This window comes from Micromonospora chaiyaphumensis, assembly GCF_900091435.1.
In the GTDB taxonomy this organism is placed as follows: domain Bacteria; phylum Actinomycetota; class Actinomycetes; order Mycobacteriales; family Micromonosporaceae; genus Micromonospora; species Micromonospora chaiyaphumensis.
Genome location: NZ_FMCS01000005.1, coordinates 137211 through 155190 on the forward strand (window position 1 = coordinate 137211; position 17980 = coordinate 155190).

The 17980-nt window shown below is 74.2% G+C and carries 14 protein-coding genes and 1 riboswitch; of the genes, 9 read left to right on the plus strand and 5 right to left on the minus strand.

Features of this window, described 5'->3' with window-relative positions:
* Positions 1-416 precede the first annotated feature (416 nt).
* Positions 417-1625: a globin domain-containing protein gene (locus tag GA0070214_RS15260; RefSeq protein WP_244167720.1), complete on the minus strand. Its 1209-nt coding sequence runs from the start codon at positions 1623-1625 to the stop codon at positions 417-419.
* 160 nt (positions 1626-1785) lie between these two features.
* Here GA0070214_RS15260 and GA0070214_RS15265 point away from each other — a divergent pair, with 160 nt between their 5' ends.
* Both GA0070214_RS15265 and GA0070214_RS15270 read left to right on the plus strand, forming a co-directional pair.
* On the plus strand, positions 1786-2223 hold the full coding sequence (locus GA0070214_RS15265) for an RrF2 family transcriptional regulator (protein ID WP_091263317.1): 438 nt from the start codon (positions 1786-1788) through the stop codon (positions 2221-2223).
* Complete coding sequence (locus GA0070214_RS15270) at positions 2223-2855, plus strand: class I SAM-dependent methyltransferase (RefSeq protein ID WP_091263319.1); 633 nt, start codon at positions 2223-2225, stop codon at positions 2853-2855. The genes GA0070214_RS15265 and GA0070214_RS15270 overlap by 1 nt, the downstream gene beginning before the upstream one ends.
* Positions 2856-2903: 48 nt before the next feature.
* On the opposite strand, the gene GA0070214_RS15275 is transcribed toward GA0070214_RS15270, so the two are convergent.
* Positions 2904-4160 carry an SGNH/GDSL hydrolase family protein gene (locus tag GA0070214_RS15275; protein WP_091263321.1) on the minus strand — a complete coding sequence of 419 codons (1257 nt, stop codon included), beginning with the start codon at positions 4158-4160 and terminating at the stop codon, positions 2904-2906.
* A gap of 324 nt (positions 4161-4484) precedes the next feature.
* Between GA0070214_RS15275 and GA0070214_RS15280 the strand changes: the two genes are divergently transcribed.
* Both GA0070214_RS15280 and GA0070214_RS15285 read left to right on the plus strand, forming a co-directional pair.
* Positions 4485-6542 (plus strand): DNA gyrase/topoisomerase IV subunit B, encoded by a 2058-nt coding sequence (locus GA0070214_RS15280; RefSeq protein WP_091263323.1) that lies wholly within the window; start codon positions 4485-4487, stop codon positions 6540-6542.
* Between the two features lie 31 nt (positions 6543-6573).
* Positions 6574-9063, plus strand: a complete 2490-nt coding sequence (locus GA0070214_RS15285; RefSeq protein ID WP_091263325.1) for a DNA gyrase/topoisomerase IV subunit A — start codon at positions 6574-6576, stop codon at positions 9061-9063.
* Positions 9064-9123: 60 nt separating this feature from the next.
* Here GA0070214_RS15285 and GA0070214_RS15290 read toward each other — a convergent pair whose 3' ends face one another.
* Together GA0070214_RS15290 and GA0070214_RS15295 are read right to left on the minus strand one after the other, a co-directional pair.
* The gene (locus tag GA0070214_RS15290) at positions 9124-10461 is read right to left on the minus strand and encodes a uracil-xanthine permease family protein (protein ID WP_091263327.1); all 1338 of its coding nucleotides are present in this window, start codon (positions 10459-10461) and stop codon (positions 9124-9126) included.
* A 95-nt stretch (positions 10462-10556) separates the two neighbouring features.
* On the minus strand, positions 10557-11195 hold the full coding sequence (locus GA0070214_RS15295; RefSeq protein ID WP_091263329.1) for an alpha-ketoglutarate-dependent dioxygenase AlkB: 639 nt from the start codon (positions 11193-11195) through the stop codon (positions 10557-10559).
* 87 nt (positions 11196-11282) lie between these two features.
* Between GA0070214_RS15295 and GA0070214_RS15300 the strand changes: the two genes are divergently transcribed.
* From GA0070214_RS15300 to GA0070214_RS15320, 5 genes are all read left to right on the plus strand, one after another.
* Complete coding sequence (locus GA0070214_RS15300; protein WP_091263331.1) at positions 11283-12464, plus strand: acyltransferase family protein; 1182 nt, start codon at positions 11283-11285, stop codon at positions 12462-12464.
* 128 nt (positions 12465-12592) lie between these two features.
* Entirely contained in the window at positions 12593-12979 is a 387-nt protein-coding gene (locus GA0070214_RS15305) for a hypothetical protein (RefSeq protein ID WP_091263333.1), read from the plus strand.
* A 151-nt stretch (positions 12980-13130) separates the two neighbouring features.
* Positions 13131-13898, plus strand: coding sequence for a hypothetical protein (locus GA0070214_RS15310; protein WP_091263335.1), 768 nt, complete (start codon positions 13131-13133; stop codon positions 13896-13898).
* 326 nt (positions 13899-14224) lie between these two features.
* Positions 14225-14368: riboswitch (cyclic di-AMP (ydaO/yuaA leader) on the plus strand.
* Positions 14369-14568: 200 nt separating this feature from the next.
* The gene (locus tag GA0070214_RS15315; RefSeq protein WP_208602788.1) at positions 14569-15411 is read left to right on the plus strand and encodes a C39 family peptidase; all 843 of its coding nucleotides are present in this window, start codon (positions 14569-14571) and stop codon (positions 15409-15411) included.
* A 105-nt stretch (positions 15412-15516) separates the two neighbouring features.
* Complete coding sequence (locus GA0070214_RS15320) at positions 15517-16269, plus strand: alpha/beta fold hydrolase (protein WP_091263339.1); 753 nt, start codon at positions 15517-15519, stop codon at positions 16267-16269.
* 7 nt (positions 16270-16276) lie between these two features.
* Here the strand turns inward: GA0070214_RS15320 and GA0070214_RS15325 are convergent, their stop codons facing one another.
* Positions 16277-17974, minus strand: a complete 1698-nt coding sequence (locus GA0070214_RS15325; RefSeq protein ID WP_091263341.1) for a CDP-glycerol glycerophosphotransferase family protein — start codon at positions 17972-17974, stop codon at positions 16277-16279.
* Between the last annotated feature and the right edge of the window lie 6 nt (positions 17975-17980).

Sequence of the window (17980 nt, forward strand, 5' to 3'; positions counted from 1 at the left end):
CGACCGGGAGAGCCGCGCCCTGGCTACCCGGGGTGACAGCCGCCTCCGACCCCCGCGGTCACGAGGCGTGACGGGCCTGGTGGGCACCGCCTCCGTGGCCGCCACGAGTCACCGCTGGTCTGAGCAGCACAAATGCGCACCGCGATTCCCCGGCCGCACCAACCCCGCCGCCGCCTTTGCTCTGCAGCCCGATACGCATCGGCAACCCTCGGTGATCGCTGCGTATGCGGCTGCAGAGCAAAGCGAGTCTGGCACTGGGTGTCGGGGTGCGGCTGTTCTCACTGAACGTGACCCTGTCGGCACGCGGTCGCGGCTCGTGGTGCGAGCCAGGCGGAAGGGGCGGCTCAGCTCCGGGTCCGCCGGCATGGCCGCGGGGCCGGTGCCGGGCGCTGCCCGACACCGGCCCCGGTCGCGCCTCAGCGCAGCATGCCCGGACCGAACACCTCGTACGCGATCCGCTCGGCCGCCACCCCCCGGCGCAGCAGGCCGCCGCGGACCAGGGCCATGAACGGCACCGGCCCGCACAGGTGCACGTACGCGCCGGGGGCGAGCGGAACCAGTGCCGGGTCGACGAGCCCCTCGGCGATCTCCGCCTTGACCCCGGGCAGTTCGCCGCCGGCGGCGTCCTCGTACCAGAGGCGCACCGACAGGTTCGGCAGCCGCTCCTGGAGCGCGGGCAGTTCGTGACGCAGCGCGTGCGCGGCACCGGCGCGGTCGGCGTGCACCAGCGTCACCGGCCGCTCGGGGTCGGTGGCCGCCAGGTGCGCCAGCGCCGACATGGCCGGGGTCAGCCCGATGCCGGCGCTGACCAGCAGCAGCGGCTCCTCGCCACCGAGCGCGCTCACCTCGCCGAACGGCGGGCTGAGCCGGAGCGTGCCGCCGACGGCCACCCGCTCGTGCAGGAAGCCGGAGACCATGCCGTCGGGCGCTCCGGCGGTGCCGCGTACCCGCTTCACGGTGATCCGCCAGTGGTCGGCGCCCGGCCGGCCGGAGAGGCTGTACTGCCGGATCTGCTGGCCACGACCGCCGCCCAGGTCGACCGCGACGGAGGTGTACTGGCCGGCGGTGAAGCCCGGCACCGGCCCGCCGTCGGCGGGGACCAGGGTGAACGACACCACGTCCGGGGTCTCCACGGTCTTCTCCGTGACCCGCCACTCGCGCCACACCGAGCCGTTCTCCGGCACCCCGGCCTCGGTGTAGAGGCGCGCCTCCCGGGCGATCAGCTCGCAGGCGAGCAGCCAGTACACCTCGTCCCAGGCCGCCGCGACCTCGGGAGTGACCGCCCCGCCGAGCACCTCGGCCACCGCGGCCATCAGGTGCCGGCCGACGACGGTGTACTGGGTGGCGGTGATCCCCAGAGAGGCGTGCTTGTGCGCGATGCGGTCCAGGATCGGCCCCCACGGCGCCGCGCTGCCCCCGGTCAGGTGCTCGGCGTACGCGACCACGGCGCCGGCCAGCGCCGCCTTCTGCGTGCCGGTGGCCTGGTTGCTCCGGTTGAAGATGTTCAGAAGCTCCGGGTGGGCGGCGAACATCCGCTCGTAGAACCGGCCGGTGATCGCCTCGCCGTTGGCCTGCACGGCGGGCAGGGTCGCGGTCACCACGGCTGCGGAGGATTCCGAGAGCACGATTACTCCTTCGGGCGTCGAACGGGTCGACACCACGAAACCGGATTTCAAGATTCCCCTTCAGGGCCGAAGGTCCCGGGACCGCCGTGGCCTGGATCACCGCGCCGAACGGGCTGCTCGGCCCGTGTCGTGGCGGGCGCGCGCTGGTTAGGGTCGAGACGTGAAGCTCAACCGGTCGACCGACATGGCCCTGCGGATCGCCATGCTGACCGCCGCGTCCCCGGCCCGGTCCACCGTGGACGAACTCGCCACCCAGCTCGCGCTGCCGCGCAGCCACGTGGCCAAGGTGGTGCAGCGGTTGCAGCGGCTCGGTGTGCTGGTGACCACCCGGGGCCGCTCCGGCGGGGTGGCCTTCGCCGAGCACGCCGGGGGGCTCACGGTCGGCCACGTGGTGCGGGCCTTCGAGGGCGACGCCGAGGTGGTCAACTGCGAGCAGCCGGCCTGCCCGCTGGTCGCGGGCTGCCGGCTGCGGGGCGAGCTGCGCCGCGCCCAGGCCGCGTTCCTCGCCGTGCTCGACGGGGTACGCCTCGGCGAACTGGTCGACGGCGCGGCCGGTCCCCTTCTGCTCACGCTCGGCGCCCCGCCGGCAGCCCGCTGATGGCGATCTCGCATCCGGTCTTCGCCCGGGTCTTCGCCCGGGCCAGCGTTGCCATGGACCGGGCCGGCGCCGCCGCCCACCGGCGCCGTCTGGTCGCCGGGCTGGACGGCCGGGTGGTCGAGGTGGGCGCCGGCAACGGGCGAAACCTCCCGCACTACCCGCCGGGCGTGACCGGGGTGCTCGCCGTGGAGCCCGAGCCGCGGTTGCGCGCCCTCGTCCGGGCCGCCGCGCGCGACGCGCCGGTGCCGGTGACGGTGGCCGCCGGCCTCGCCGAGGCGCTGCCCGTCGCCGACGCGAGCGCCGACGCCGTGGTGCTCTCGCTGGTGCTCTGCTCGGTGCCGGACCAGGCCGTGGCGCTGCGGGAGGCGCGCCGGGTGCTCCGCCCGGGCGGGCAGCTCCGCTTCTACGAGCACGTCGTGGCGGAGACCCCCGGCCTGCGCCGGGCCCAGCGGCTGGCGGACGCCACACTCTGGCCGCTGTGCTGCGCCGGCTGCCACACCGCACGGGACACGGTCGGGGCGATCCGGGCCGCGGGCTTCACGGTGGTCGAGCTGGACCGGTTCCGCTTCCCGTCGACGGGGATGTCCGGGCCCGCGTCCCCGCACGTGCTCGGCGCGGCCGTCCGCGACTGACCACGCGAGGCGCCCCCGGGAACGGGGACGCCTCGCGGTGGTGGTGGGTCAGCTCACCGTGATGGTGCCGTCGGGGGAGCGGACGCAGGAGACCGCCCGGGCGCCCGTCGCGGCGGCGCCGGTCAGGCACCGGCCGAGCACCCGGTGGCCGGCGGCGCTCGGGTGCCAGGACTCCTGGCACGTCTGGAAGTAGGTGCCACAGGCGTTCGCGATCCGCTGGATGTCGAGCTTGTCGTAGCCGGACAGGCTGGTCACGAAGACGCCGGTCGGGCCGTCCATGAGCCGGATCGGGGTGGCCAGGGCGTTGCCCGGGCTGCCCGCCGACTCGCAGAGCCGGGCGCCGTCGAAGGCGCGCTGCACGTTGAGGTAGACGAGGTCGTCCTGCGGGAACTCGGCGGCCAGGGTGGTCCGGACCGAGCTGACCAGGGTGCCGAGGCCCTGCGAGAAGCGCTGGCCCGGGGCGAGACTGCCCCGGTGGATCGGGCAGCCGGCCGCGTACCGCTCGGCGCCGAGCGCGCGGAACTTGTCCCGGGTGTCGTCCCGGTCGTCCTCGGTCCAGTAGCCGGAGGCCAGTTCGGCGGGGAGCGGGTTGGTGTAGTCCTGGAACACCACCCGGTGCTGGCCGTCGGCGTCGACCTGGTCGAGGGTGGTGAGCAGCTGCCGGACCGCCGCCGTGGTTTCCGCGGTCGCGGCGCTGACCTGCGCGGCGGTGGCGAGGTCGGCGTCCGTGCAGGGCTCCTGCTCGACCGGCCCGCCGAGGTACGCCCAGAACTCCCACCAGCCCGTCCAGGCGTCGGCGATGAACCGGTTGGCGCACTTCTCCGCCACGCTGCCGAAGGTGAACGAGCTGTTGTTCGAGCCGAGGCCGACCAGCACGAGGTCGATGTCGTGGGTCCGGGCCACCGCGCGGAGCTGGTCGAGCTGGGCGGCGACCTGCCGCCCCTTCGTCCGGCTCGCCGAGGCGGCGGCGATGTCGTAGGGCTGCCCGCCCGAGCAGGCCAGGTTGAACCGGGCGGCGATGCCCGGCAGGTCGGCCTGGAACAGCGAGGCGTTCGGCGAGCGGTGGCAGAAGTACGCGTTGCTGTTCGGCGCCGACCAGCCGGGGAAGCCCTGGGCCACCCCGTTGACGTCGACCACCGGCGCGTACGCCCCGGCGCCCTCGCCACTGATGAAGCTGTCGCCCAGCGCCACGGCGGCGGTGGGCAGGGCGGCCGCGGCCGGCCCGGCGGGTGCCACGGCGGCCGGCAGCGCCACCGAGGCGACGGCCAGCGCCGCCGCGAGCGCGGCACGTCGGAACAGGGACATGGCCCGACCCCCTCACACATCGAAATGTGAAAGATTCTCCAAGGAGGCGATCAGATCACGCGCGTGTGACGCCCGTCAATGGATGGAGATCGGCCCGGGCGATCGCCGTCCGGGTTCGGGAAGACACCGGGCGGGCATGTCGTTGTCCTGCACGGACGCCTCCTCGCCTCCGGGCGTGCGGCACGTGACGCCGCACCGCACCGGGTGCCACGGCTCTGTCGGAGTGCCGGGCTAGGCTCGCTCGGGCGCGCCGCGCCAGGCGATCGACGTGGGGGATCGCACGGTGAACGGCACCACACCGCCGAGACCTGGGAGTACGACCAGTTGACCGCACAGCCTGAGACCCTGTACGGGGCCGACGACCTGACGCACCTGGAGGGCCTCGACGCCGTCCGGAAGCGCCCCGGCATGTACATCGGCTCGACCGACAGCCGTGGCGTGGGTCACCTCGTGAACGAGATCCTCGACAACTCGACCGACGAGGGTGTCGCGGGTCACGCCAAGAAGGTCGACGTGATCCTGCACGCCGACGGCTCGGTGCAGGTGGACGACGACGGCCGCGGCATCCCGACCGACGTGCACGCCAAGTCCGGCATCTCGGGCGTCGAGCTGGTGCTGACGCGGCTGCACGCGGGCGGCAAGTTCGGCGGCTCGGGCTACAAGACCTCGGGCGGCCTGCACGGCGTGGGCGCCTCGGCGGTGAACGCGCTCTCCCGGCGGTTCGACGTCACCGTCCGCCGCGGCGGCAAGATCCACTCGATGTCGTTCCGGCACGGCGTCCCCGGAATCTTCGACGGTGCCGGCCCGGACGCGCCCTTCACCCCCGGCCCCGGCCTCCAGATCGTCGGCGCCATGAAGCGCGGCCAGCGCACCGGCACCTCCATCCGCTGGTGGCACGACCCGCGCTACTTCGAGACCGGTGCGGCGCTCGACACCGAGGCGGTCCGGCTCAAGCTGCGCAACACCGCCTTCCTGGTCCCCGGCGTGGCCTACCGGCTGCGCGACGAGACCGGCGAGAAGCCCGTCGAGGAGAGCTTCCACTTCCCGAACGGCCTCACCGACATGGTGGAATACCTCGCGCCGGCCGGCGACCGCCCGGTCTCGGGCACCCTGCTGGTCGCCGGCGAGGGCACCTACCGGGAGAACGCCGCCGACGCCAACGGCGTCATGCAGTCCAACGTGCAGCGCCGGGCCGAGGTCGAGGTGGCGTTCCGCTGGGGCACCGGCTACGAGCGCACCGTCGAGTGCTTCACCAACACCATCCGCAACGCCCACGGCGGCACCCACCGCAAGGGCTTCGAGCGGGCCCTGGCACGCACCCTGGCCGAGGCCGCCCGCAACACCCGTGGCCTGCTCAAGCCCAAGGAGGACGCGCCCACCCTGGACGACGTCCTGGAGGGCATGACCGCCGTGGTGCACGTGCGGATCCCGGAGCCGCAGTTCACCTCGCAGACCAAGGACGAGCTCTCCACCGCGGGCATCACCAAGGTGCTCCAGGGCCTGGTCGAGGCGCACCTCAAGGCCTGGCTGGAGGACCGGAAGACCAAGGCCGAGGCCCGCACGGTGCTCCAGAAGATCGTCGACGCGGCCCGGGTCCGGCTGACCCAGAAGCAGCAGAAGGACGCCGCCCGCCGCAAGACCGCCCTGGAGGGCGCGTCGATGCCGGCCAAGCTGGTCGACTGCCGGGCCACCGGGGTGGACCGCAGCGAGCTGTTCATCGTGGAGGGTGACAGCGCCCTCGGCACCAGCCGGATGGCCCGCTCGTCGGAATACCAGGCCCTGCTGCCGATCCGCGGCAAGATCCTCAACGTGCAGAAGGCGAACCTCCAGCAGGTGCTCGACAACGCCGAGTGCGCGGCGATCGTGCAGGTGCTCGGCGCCGGTTCGGGGCGCACCTTCGACCTCTCCGCGCTGCGCTACGGCCGGGTGCTCATCATGGCCGACGCCGACGTGGACGGCGCGCACATCCGCACCCTGCTCATCACGCTCTTCGCCCGCTACATGCGGCCGCTGATCGAGGCCGGCCGGCTCTACGCGGCCATGCCGCCCCTGCACAAGATCACCACCCGGGGGCGCAACCCGCAGACCGTCTACACCTACACGCAGGCCGAGATGGAAGCGACGGTCCGCAAGCTGGAGAAGGCCGGCAAGCAGATCGTCACGCCCATCCCGCGGTTCAAGGGTCTCGGCGAGATGGACGCCGACGAACTCTGGGAGACGACCATGAACCCGGCGACCCGGGCGGTCCGCCGGATCACCCTCGACGACGTCGAGGCCGCCGAGCGGATCCTCGAACTGCTCATGGGCGAGAAGGTCGAGCCCCGCCGCAACTGGCTCATCGAGTCGGCCGACCTGGTCGACCGCGACGCCATCGACGCCTGACCACCGGGTTCTTCGAAGGGAAAGCTGAACCATGGCACGCCGCAAGGACGACCGCGCCAAGGCGGATCTCTCCGCCTTCGACCAGGCCGGCGCCCGGGTCTTCGACAACCCGCTGGTCAACGAGGTGTCGGACTCCTACCTGGAGTACGCGTTCTCGGTCATCCACTCCCGCGCCCTGCCCGACGCCCGCGACGGGCTCAAGCCGGTGCACCGGCGCATCCTCTGGTCGATGCACGAGCAGGGCCACCGCCCCGACCGGGGGCACGTGAAGTCGGCCCGGATCGTCGGCGACGTCATGGGTAAGTACCACCCGCACGGCGACGCGGCGATCTACGACGCGATGGTCCGGCTCGCCCAGGACTTCTCGCTCAACGCGCCGCTGATCGACGGGCACGGCAACTTCGGCTCGCCCGACGACGGCCCGGCCGCCGCCCGCTACACCGAGGCCCGGATGTCCCGCGAGGCCATGCTGCTCGTCGGCGAGCTGGGCGAGGACACGGTCGACGTCGAGCCCAACTACGACGGTTCGCTGACCCAGCCCACCGTGCTGCCGGCGGCCTTCCCCAACCTGCTGGTCAACGGCGCCTCCGGGATCGCGGTCGGCATGGCCACCAACATGATCCCGCACAACCTGGCCGAGGTCGTCCAGGCCGCCCGCTGGCTGATCAACCACCCGGACGCCACGCTGGACAAGCTCATGGAGTTCGTCCCCGGCCCCGACCTGCCCACCGGCGGCCTGCTGCTCGGCCTCGACGAGGTGCGCCGGGCCTACGAGACCGGGCGCGGCGTGGTGCGGATGCGGGCCCGGGTGCAGACCGGCCCGCTGGAGGGCAGCCGCGGCCGGCAGGCCATCACCGTCACCGAACTGCCCTACGGGGTAGGCGCGGAGAAGGTCATCGCCGCCATCACCAACGAGGTCAACAAGACCAAGCGGCTGACCGGCATCGCCGACGTCAAGGACCTCACCGACCGGGAGAACGGCACCCGGCTGGTCATCGAGTGCAAGGTCGGGGTCAACCCGCAGGCGCTGCTGGCCGACCTCTACCGGCTCACCCCGCTGGAGCAGTCCTTCGGCGTCAACAACCTGGTCCTGGTCGACGGGCAGCCGCAGACCCTCGGCCTCAAGGAGCTGCTGGAGGTCTTCCTCGACCACCGCTATGAGGTGGTCACCCGGCGCAGCGCGTACCGCAAGCGCCGGCGCGAGGAGCGGCTGCACCTGGTCGACGGCCTGCTGATCGCCCTGCTCGACATCGACAAGGTGGTCCGGCTCATCCGGGCCAGCGACGACGCCCAGGCCGCCAAGGACGGCCTCATGCAGAAGTTCAAGCTCTCCGAGATCCAGGCCACCTACATCCTGGACACCCCGCTGCGCCGGCTCACGAAGTACGACCGGCTGGAGCTGGAGGCCGAGCAGGAGAAGCTGCGCGGTGAGATCGCCGAGCTGTCGAAGATCCTCGACGACCCGAAGGTGCTGCGGAAGCTGGTCTCCGACGAGCTCGCCGCCGTGGTGAAGCAGTTCGCCGCCGACCGGCGCACCACGCTCGTCGACGGCGATCTCAAGGAGGTCCTGGCGGCCTCGGTGCCGGCGGGCCCGCTGGAGGTCGCCGACGACCCCTGCCAGGTGATCCTCTCCGCCACCGGGCTGGTCGCCCGCACCGCCGCCGAGTCGGAGGAGGCCGCCGAGGCGCGCCGGCGCAGCGGCCGGGTCAAGCACGACGCCGTACGTGCCGTCGTGCACTCCACGGCCCGTGGCCGGGTGCTCCTGGTGACCAGCGCCGGGCGCGCCTTCAAGATCGACGTGCTGCCGCTGCCGGTGCTGCCCGAGCAGTCCGGCACGGTGTCGCTGCGCGGCGGCATGTCCGCCGCCGAGCTGGTGCCGCTCGAGCAGGGCGAGACGGTGGTCGGTCTGGCCCCGCTCGGCCCGCCCGCCGAGGGCTCGCCCGGGCTGGCGCTCGGCACCCGGCAGGGCGTGGTGAAGGTCTGCGCCCCCGACTGGCCGGTCCGCTCGGACGAGTTCGAGGTGATCTCGCTGCGCGACGGCGACGAGGTGGTCGGAGCGACCTGGCTCACCGACGGTGCGGAGACGCTGGCGTTCGTGTCCTCCGAGGCGTCGCTGCTGCGGTTCGCGGCGTCCGCCGTCCGGCCGCAGGGCGTCAAGGGCGGCGGCATGGCCGGCATCAACCTGCCGGCCGGGGCGCGGGTGGTCTTCTTCGGCGCGATCCGCACCGACGACCCGGGCCACGGCGAGCCGATGGTGGTCACCTCGACGGGCGCCACGGTCAAGGTGACGCCGTTCAAGGCGTACCCGGCGAAGGGCCGGGCGACCGGCGGCGTGCGTGCCCAGCGGTTCCTCAAGGGCGAGCTGGACCTGGCCGTGGCCTGGATCGGCCCGCGCCCGGTCGGCGCCACCGCCACCGGTGACCCCGTCGAGCTGCCGCCGGCCGACCCCCGCCGCGACGGCTCCGGCTTCGCCGTGATGCTCGGCCCGACGGTGATCGGCCACCAGATCGACCGCGACTGACCCGGCGCGCAGAGGCCCGGCGGCAGCCACCGCCGGGCCTCTGCCGTACCGCGATCCGGTTCAGAGTTCCGGTTCGGGGCCTCGCCGGGAGGTGGGGGTGGTGCCGCGCAGGTGCGCGATGAGGCGCATGCCGTGGTAGACGACCAGGGCGGCGGCGGTGCCCAGGGCGATGCCGTTGAACGAGAGGTCGCCGGCGGTCAGGGTGTAGTTGGCGGCGCCGACGATCACGGCGACCGCGGCGGTCATGAGGTTGACCGGGTCGTGGAAGTCCACCCGGTTCTCGATCCAGATGCGGGCGCCCAGCACGGCGATCAGGCCGTACAGGGCCGTGGTGGCGCCGCCCAGCACGCCGGCCGGCACGGTGAGGATCAGCGCGCCGAACTTGGGGCACAGCCCGAGCAGCACCGCCGCGAACCCGGCCACCCAGTACGCGGCCGTCGAGTAGACCCGGGTCGCCGCCATCACGCCGATGTTCTCCGCGTACGTGGTGGTGCCCGAGCCGCCGCCGGAGCCGGCCAGCACGGTGGCCACGCCGTCGCCGAGGAACGCGCGACCCATGTCCCGGTCCAGGTTCCGGCCGGTCATCGCGGCGACCGCCTTGACGTGCCCGGCGTTCTCCGCGATCAGCACGAGGATCACCGGGATGACCAGCACCACGGCCCGCAGGCTGAAGCTCGGCGTGTGGAACTGCGGCAGGCCCACCCAGGCGGCCTCCTTCAGCGTGGTGACCGCCGTCTGGTCGAGCTGGCCGAGCAGCGCCGCCAGCACCCAGCCGACCACCACGCCGAGCAGGATCGACAGCCGGGCCAGGAAGCCGCGGAACAGCACCGTGGTGACCAGGATCGCGACCAGGGTGATCAGCGCGATGAGCGGCTGGGCCTTGAACCCGGTGCCGCTGCCGCCGCCGTCCCAGGCCACCGGGGCCAGGTTGAGCCCGATCAGCGCCACGATGGCGCCGGTCACGACCGGCGGCATGAGGGCGTCGATCCAGCGCGCCCCGGCCAGCTGCACCACCACGCCGACCAGCGCCAGCGCGGCGCCGGCCACCACGATGCCGCCGAGCGCGGCGCCGATGCCGCCGTCGGTCTTGGCGGCCAGGACGGGGGCGATGAAGGCGAACGACGACCCCAGGTACGAGGGCAGCCGGTTGCCGGTGATCAGCAGGAACAGCAGCGTGCCCAGCCCGGAGAAGAAGAGCGTGGTGGCCGGCGGGAAGCCGGTGATCAGCGGCACCGTGAAGGTGGCGCCGAACATGGCCACCACGTGCTGCACGCCGACCCCGACGGTCCGCGGCCAGGAGAGCCGCTCGTCGGGGTGGACCACGTCGCCGGGGGTGACGGAGCGTCCGTCGCCGTGCAGGGCCCAGGGGGACCAGCGGGAGGTGGGGGACTGGGTCATGGGTCGCCCTTCGCGTCGTCAGGTGACGGGGGCGTGATCGACCCTGAGAGTTGTTTCTAGCACGGCGGCGGCCTCGGCCCGGGGCCGGACCGGCGTCAGGCCACCCCGGCGGGGCGGAACTGGACGCTGACCCGCGGGCCGACCGGCCGCGCGGTCTTCGGGATCGCGTGCTCCCAGGTGCGCTGGCAGGACCCGCCCATCACCACGAGGTCGCCGTGGCCGAGCGGGAAGCGCAGGCTGGTCCCGCCGCCACCGCGGGGGCGCAGCAGCAGCGGCCGGGGCGAGCCGAACGACACGATGGCCACCAGGGTGTCGGTGTGCGCGGAGCGGCCCAGCGTGTCACCGTGCCAGGCCACGCTGTCCCGGCCGTCCCGGTAGAGGCACATCCCGGCCGTGACGAAGGGCTCGCCCAGCTCGTCGGCGTAGTGCCGGGTGAGCATGTCGCGCGCCGTGGTGAGCACCGGGTGGGGCAGCGGCCGGCCGGCGCCGTACCAGCACAGCAGGCGGGGGACGTCGACCTCGGCGTCGTACATGGTGCGGCGCTCGGCCCGCCACGGCACCTCGTGCAGCAGCGTGTCGAGCACCGCGTCGGAGCCCGCCACCCAGCCGGGCAGGTGGTCGACCCAGGCGCCCCGGCTCAGCTCGTGGCGGCGCAGCCGGCCGGCGAGCGGGCCCAGGGTGGGACCCTGCGCGGCGAAGTCGAGCATCGAGGGCTGGTATGCGACGTCGGACACGCCGCCGATCGTACCCCCTGATCGAACAGGCGTACGAGGATCTGCTCCGGTCGGCGACCCGGCGTACCACCCGGTAGGGTGCCCCGGGTGACAAGCGCCCCGGCCACCCGCGCCACCCGGCTGCCGTCGCTGACCGGGCTGCGCTGGATCGCCGCCCTGCTGGTCTTCGGCTTCCACGTCGGCACCATGGGGATCGTCGCCGAGCCCGATCTCCGGGCGGTGGTGAGCAAGGTCTTCAGCCTCGGCCTCTCCGGGGTGGAGTTCTTCTTCATCCTCAGTGGATTCGTGCTGGTCTGGTCCTACCGCGACGGCGAGCCACGCCGCACCTTCCTGCGCCGGCGACTCGCCAAGATCTACCCGAACCACCTGGTGACCTTCGTGGCGGCGCTGGTCGTCGCGTTCTGGTTCCTCGACCCGGTCGCTCCGTGGGCCGCGCTCGGCAACCTCTTCCTGGTGCAGGCCTGGATCCCCCTCGACGGCTACTTCTACAGCGTCAACAACGTGAGCTGGTCACTCTCCTGCGAACTGGCCTTCTACCTGTGCCTGCCGCTGGTGCTCCCGTGGCTGCGCCGGGCCCGCACCGGGGCGCTCCGGGCCGTGGTGGTCGCCGTGCCGCTGCTCATCCTGGCCCTCTGGCCGGCCCAGCTGCTGGTGCCCGAGGAGAGCCGCTGGTGGTTCACCCAGGTCTTCCCGGTGACCCGCTCCTTCGAGTTCTGGATGGGCGTGGCCGCCGCGGAACTGCTGCGCCGGGGCCGCTGGCGCGGGCCGAACCTGACCGTGGCCAGCCTGCTGTTCGTCGCCACCTGGGCGGTCGCCGCGCTGTGGATCCGCGCCGAGTTCTGGGCGGCCCTGCTCGCGGCGGCGTACCTCCTGGTCATCACCGCGGCGGCGGACGCCGACGTGCGGGGCCGGCGCACGCCGTGGCGGTCCCGCCCCATGGTGTGGCTCGGCGAGGTCTCGTTCGCCTTCTACCTGGTCCACGTGCTGGTCATGAAGACCGTGCTGCGGCTCACCGGCGACTGGGGCACCGGCCTGCGCGGGTGGTGGGGGCCGCTCGCGGTGCTCGGCTTCCTGCTGCTGAATCTCCTGCTCGCCGCGGCGCTGCACCGCTGGGTGGAGATGCCGATGATGCGCCGCCTCGGCCCGTCGCGCCGGGCCCGTCCGGCGCCGGCCGCCGCCGCGCCGGCGCCCGCCGTCCCCGCCCCACGCGCGGCACCGGAAACCACTGCCAGACCCATCGAGTACGCCGGGCGGCGCCACCCGGGCTGAGCCGGGCACATCCCTCCCGGCGCCGCCGCACCCGCCACTTGTCCACCCTGGCCGGTGCCGCGTGACCGGGCCGGTGCGACACGCGCGGCGGCGGTGCGGTGTGGCGGCATCGGCGGTAGTTTGTACCCGTGCTGCCGATCGCGCTCACCTGTCCCGTGTGGTGGGTGGCGCGCTGGACCGCCCGGACGCTGGCCACCCTGGCCGTGCTCGTCGCCTGCTCGTTCGGCACCGCGACGCTGCCGCTCGGCGCGACCGCATCGGCGGCGCCCGCCGCGACGGCCTCCGTCGAGGGTCCGGCCCTCCGGGCCGCCGCCGTCGCCCCGGCCCTCCGGGGCGACGCCGCTGACGGGCCGGCTCGACCGGCCGATGAGCCCGAGCCCGGGCCGGTGGCACTCGTGGCCGTCACCCGCGCGGTGGACCGGCCCGTGGCCGCGCCCGCCGTGGCCGGCCGGTCTCTCATCCTGGCGGGGCTGGTCCCGGCCACCGTCGGCTCCCGGGCACCGCCCGCCCGCTGACCCTCTTGCGGGCCCCTGGCCCTCCGCACGCACCGAACCTCACCCCCGCACCCACCCGTGAGCGGTCCGGCGGCACGTGTCGCCGCTGCGCCCGCCGCTTTCCGGGTCGTGCGGACACCTCTCCACCACGATCTCCTCCGTGAGGTGCGCCATGCCGCAGACCGTTCTCTACCACTTCCTGACCGAGGTCCCCGAGGCCGCCGCCATCTGGTCGGCCCTGCTCGTGCTCGCTCTCGGCGTGCTCGCCGTGCTGGTCGCCCGCCCCGAGCGGGACGCCGCAGCCGAGCCGCCGGCCGACCCGGCCGCCGAGGAGGCCGCCCTCCGGGCCGACCTGCGCCGGTTCGCCGACGAGGTGGCGGTGGCCGCCGCCGGCGCCCGGCAGACCGCCCGGCGCCGCCGGGAGCAGTGGCTCGCCGCCCAGGACGAGGCCGACCGGGCCTGGCGGGCGTACGACGAGGCCGACACCGCCGCCCGCCGCTTCACCGCCGCCGGCGCCCTGCCCGCGCCGCAGACGCCGCGCACGCCGGCCGAGTACGCGGCCCGGGAGCGCTGGCTGCACCACGCCGCCATGACGGCGCACTGGCGGGGCGACCTGAGCGCCCGGCAGCTCGCCGACGTGCTGGCCCACCGCAACGGGTGGGATCCGCGCCGGCACCCGGCCGAGCAGGAGATCGTCCTGGCCCGGGCGGTACGCGAGAGCCGCCGGGCCGGTTGGGCGGCGGCCGCCGAGCGGGAGCGGCGGGCGTGGCGGGACGCCGAGCTGGCCGCCGAGGCGGCCCGCACCCTGGCCGCCGAGGCGTACGCGGCCACCGGCGCCCTCCGCCCCGCCCCCGCGAGCGAGGGCACCCCGGCACCGGCTCCGGTCCCGGCGCCGGCCGCCGTGGCGGGCGCCCGCTGGCGTCCGGCCCGCGCCGGCTGACCCGCCGGATCGGCTCCGGCGGAGCCGCGAATCCGCCGAATCGTTATCCGAAAACCGTGAGCCCGGTCACCCGGCCCGGGGAAACGGTCATCGGGAGCAGGCAGGGCGATCGACCCCCGCAATTCCGGGAGGGCCGACACCGGATGTCCGCTTTTCGCCGCGCGGTGCCGCCGTAACTGCTCGTCCCATTGAGTGAAGTCAGTGACCGACTGTTCCGATATCCGTAGTCGTGCACGAGGTTTACGCAGGTGGAGCGCTTGGCAGGCGGCATACCCACCGGTAGTGTCGGCGCGTCCGGAGCGGTTTCCGATCGCAAGTGGCGACGCCGCGCCGACCCGCCTAATCGTGCTTCCACGAACCGGGGACCCACAGCAACACCGGGGTGAATCCGCGGGCCCCACGGCCCGCGGTAGGGCGAACTTCCCGCCCGAATCCGTCAGCTAACCCGGTCGGCGGTCTTGGAAGGAGTGCCATTCCTCGTGCTCATCACCCCCCGCTCGTCCCCCCGCCTCCACGGCATCGTGGTGCCGGCGCTCGCCTGACGGCGACCGGACCCGGCAACCGCCCCGACCGCCCGGCTCCCCGGGCGTTCCCTTTCCGCGGCGACCCGCCCCGCCAGCGCGCGTGAGTTCCTCCGCGCGTGTGGGCGGTGTGTGCCGCGCACGCCCCCGTGGAGGAACCCGTGAAGCACCACCTGAAGCGTCAGCTGCGGCGTCTCGCGACCGAACGCCCGTACCAGATCATCGCCGGCTCCGCCGCGGCGCTCGTGCTGGCCGGCGGCACCAGCGCCGCCCTCGCCGCCACCGGCGACGCCCCGGTCCGCCAGGAGAACACCGCCGCGGTGGCCGAGCTGGGCTCCCGCCTCGGTGAGGTGGCCAGCCGGGGTGAGGCCCGCGCCGCCGTCCCGGCGCCGTCCGCCTCGCCGAGCGCGTCGCCGTCGGCCGCGAAGGTCGCGGTCAAGGCCACCACCGACCCGGACACCACCCCGAAGGCGAAGCCGAAGCCGCCGTCGACCAAGGTGCTCGACTACACCTACGAGGCGCAGACCGCCTACTGGAACTGCGGCCCGGCCGCGGTGCGCAACGCGCTCAGCGCGAGCGGCGTCGAGACCACGCAGGACGCGATGATCGCCCCGCTGAACGCCGGCGAGAACGGCACCAACTCGGCCGAGGACACCACCCGGGGCCTGAACCAGATGGTCAAGGGCAACCCGTACCGGACCCACATGTTCGGCGGCTCGGCGAGCCCGGCGGAGATGGACCAGCTCCAGGCGGACGTGGTCAAGGCGATCACCGACGGCCGGGGCGTGGTGGTCAACATCGCCGGCGACGCCACCGACACCGACGGCGGCTGGCACTCCTTCCCGGGCGGCCACTACATCGCCGTCATCGGCTACAAGAACGACGGCCGGATCGTCCGGATCGCCGACTCGGCGAACCCGGCGCTGCCCGAGTACTGGATCAGCACCATCGACCTGGCGAACTGGGCCGCCACCCGCGGCTACTCCGCCTGACCGCAGCTTCCCCCCGTCGGGCACCGGCTCCACCGAGCCGGTGCCCGACGTCGTCGTACCGCCTGCTCTCGCGCGTGGTGTCCGTCCGGTGGCAGACTGCGGCCTATGGGTGACGCGACGGGTACCCGCCATCTGCTGCTGCTCCACGGCATGGGCGCCACCGGTGAGGTGTGGCTGCCCTGGGCGCCGCTGCTGGAGCGCTCCTGGGCCGGGCGCTGGCTCGCCCCCGACCTGGCCGGTCACGGCTGGTCGCCCCCGCTGCCCGGGTACTCCTTCGACGGCCTGGCCCGGCGGCTGGTCGAGGGGCTCGGCCCGGTGGCCGAGCGGCTCGGTCCCCGCGACCGGCTCGTACTGCTCGGCCACTCGCTCGGCGGTGTGGTGGCGCTGGCACTGGCCGCGCGGTCGCGGCGCCTGCCCGTCGACGCGGTGGTGGGGCTCGGCATCAAGGCCGTCTGGTCCCCGGCCGAGCTGGAGAGGGCCCGCGAGCTGGCCGACCGTCCGGTCACCTGGTTCGCCACGCGGGACGAGGCGGCCCGCCGCTACCTGCGGGTCTCCGGGCTGGCCGGGCTGTTCGCCCCCGACCATCCCGTGGTGGAGGCGGGGCTGCGCCGCGAGGACGGCCGCTGGCGGCTGGCCATGGACCCGGCCGCCTTCGCGGTGGGGGAACCCCGGCTGCCAGCGTTGCTCGCCGCGGTCGACGTCCCGGTGCTACTGGCCCGTGGGGAGCTGGATCCGATGGTGACCGACGCGCAGCTCAAGGAGCTGGGCGTCCCGGTCGCCACCCTGCCCGGCCTCGGCCACAACGCGCACGTCGAGGATCCGGCGGCGGTGCTCGCCCTCCTCGACGACCACCTGTGACCGCCGGTCAGGCGGCGGGGGAGGGGAGCGACGCACCGGCCCGCGGGGCGGGCGCCGTCCGGTCCGGCGCGAGCTCCCGCCGCGCGGCGTCGAGGAACACCTCGGCGTACGACCCGGCGGGGAAGTCGCCCAGGTAGCGGGACCGGGTGGCCCAGCGGGCCGCCACCTTCGGGTCGGTGTCCAGCAGCTCGGTGAGCACCTCGTCCACGTTGGACATGTCCCGGCGCAGCACGTACCCGGAGCCGGCCAGCGGAAACCGCTCGACGAAGTGCTCGCCATCGACGCCCATGTCGGTGACCGCGTAGGGCTTGCCCGAGTAGAGCCAGTCGGAGATCACCCCGGAGACGTCCGAGACCAGCGCGTCGGCGCGGTTGACGCACTCGGTGAGGGTCAGCTCGCGGCCGGCGGCGGCGCCCCACAGGTGCGACCGGCCGGTCCTGGCCCGGTCGGCGGAGAGCAGCTCGGTGAGGCGGGCGAGCTGCCGCGCCGAGGCCGGGTTCTGGGTGGTGTACGGGTGCGCCCGCAGGATCACCGTCGCGCCCCGGTCGAGCAGCCGGCGGATCACCGTCTCGGCCACCGGCAGCGAGCAGTAGTCGGCGTCGGCGTGGTGACCGGTCCAGGTGGGGGTGTAGAGCACGGTCGGGTGGGCGAGGCCGGTGACCGGCTCCCGGCGTACCTCGATGGCCTCGACCTGGGGGCGGCCGACCACGACGAACTTCTCGGCGGGGATCTCCACGCCGGCCCGGGCGTACCGCTCGATCGCGGCCGGACCGGCCACGAAGATCCTGTCGAAGATCGCCGAGACCGGGTTCGCGCTGGGCGCCTTGTCGCTGTCGCCGTGGTGCAGCTGCACGTGGGTGAGCTGCGAGAAGCGGATGCAGTGGCTGTTCTTCGCCCCGTGGTTGACGTAGAAGGCCGCCCGCAGGCTCGGCACCAGCGCCTCGTCCATGGTCTTCAGGGTGGGGCAGAAGACCACCGGAGCGCGGGTCGCGGCGGCCACCGTGGGCAGGAACTCGGGCTCGCGCAGCAGCACCAGGAACGGCCGGCCGATCCGCTCCAGGTAGGGCAGCCACATGGTGACCTGGTACTCGGAGCCGGGCGGGGCGGAGAAGTACAGCAGGAACTCGGGCTGGTGCCGGCGCAGCGCCCGGCCCACCGGCCCACCGCCGGGCGACGGCCGGAACCGGCGCCGGGCCAGGTCGAGGCCGACCGCGCCCCAGCCCGCCCCGACCAGCAGCGCGGCGACCAGGGCCACCCAGGCGGGCAGGGCCAGGCCGGCGGCGAGTGCCACCAGGGCGAGCAGCACCAGCAGCGCGTCGCCGAGGCGGGCGGCGACCAGCGGCGTCCAGGACCGGACCGGGAGGTTGGCCGCCCGGATCTCCAGGGCGCCGGCGTCACGCAGCGGGCCGACCAGCAGCACCAGGCCGAGCAGGACCAGCGCGGTGGCCGCCAGCGCCGGGTCGAAGCCGGCGTCCAGCCGCCGGGCGTAGCCGACCAGGATGCCGGCGGCGACCAGCACCGACTCGGCGAGGCCGTCGGCGGTCGGGCGGACGCGGCGCTCCCAGGTGGCGGCGGCGAGCGCGGTGACCGCGACCGCCAGCCCCCAGCCGGTCGCCCCGGTGAGGGCCACGACGAGGAAGGCCAGCACCGCCAGCCCGGTGGTCAGCACCCGGGCGAGCAGCTTCCGGACCAGGTCACCACGCATCTGGCT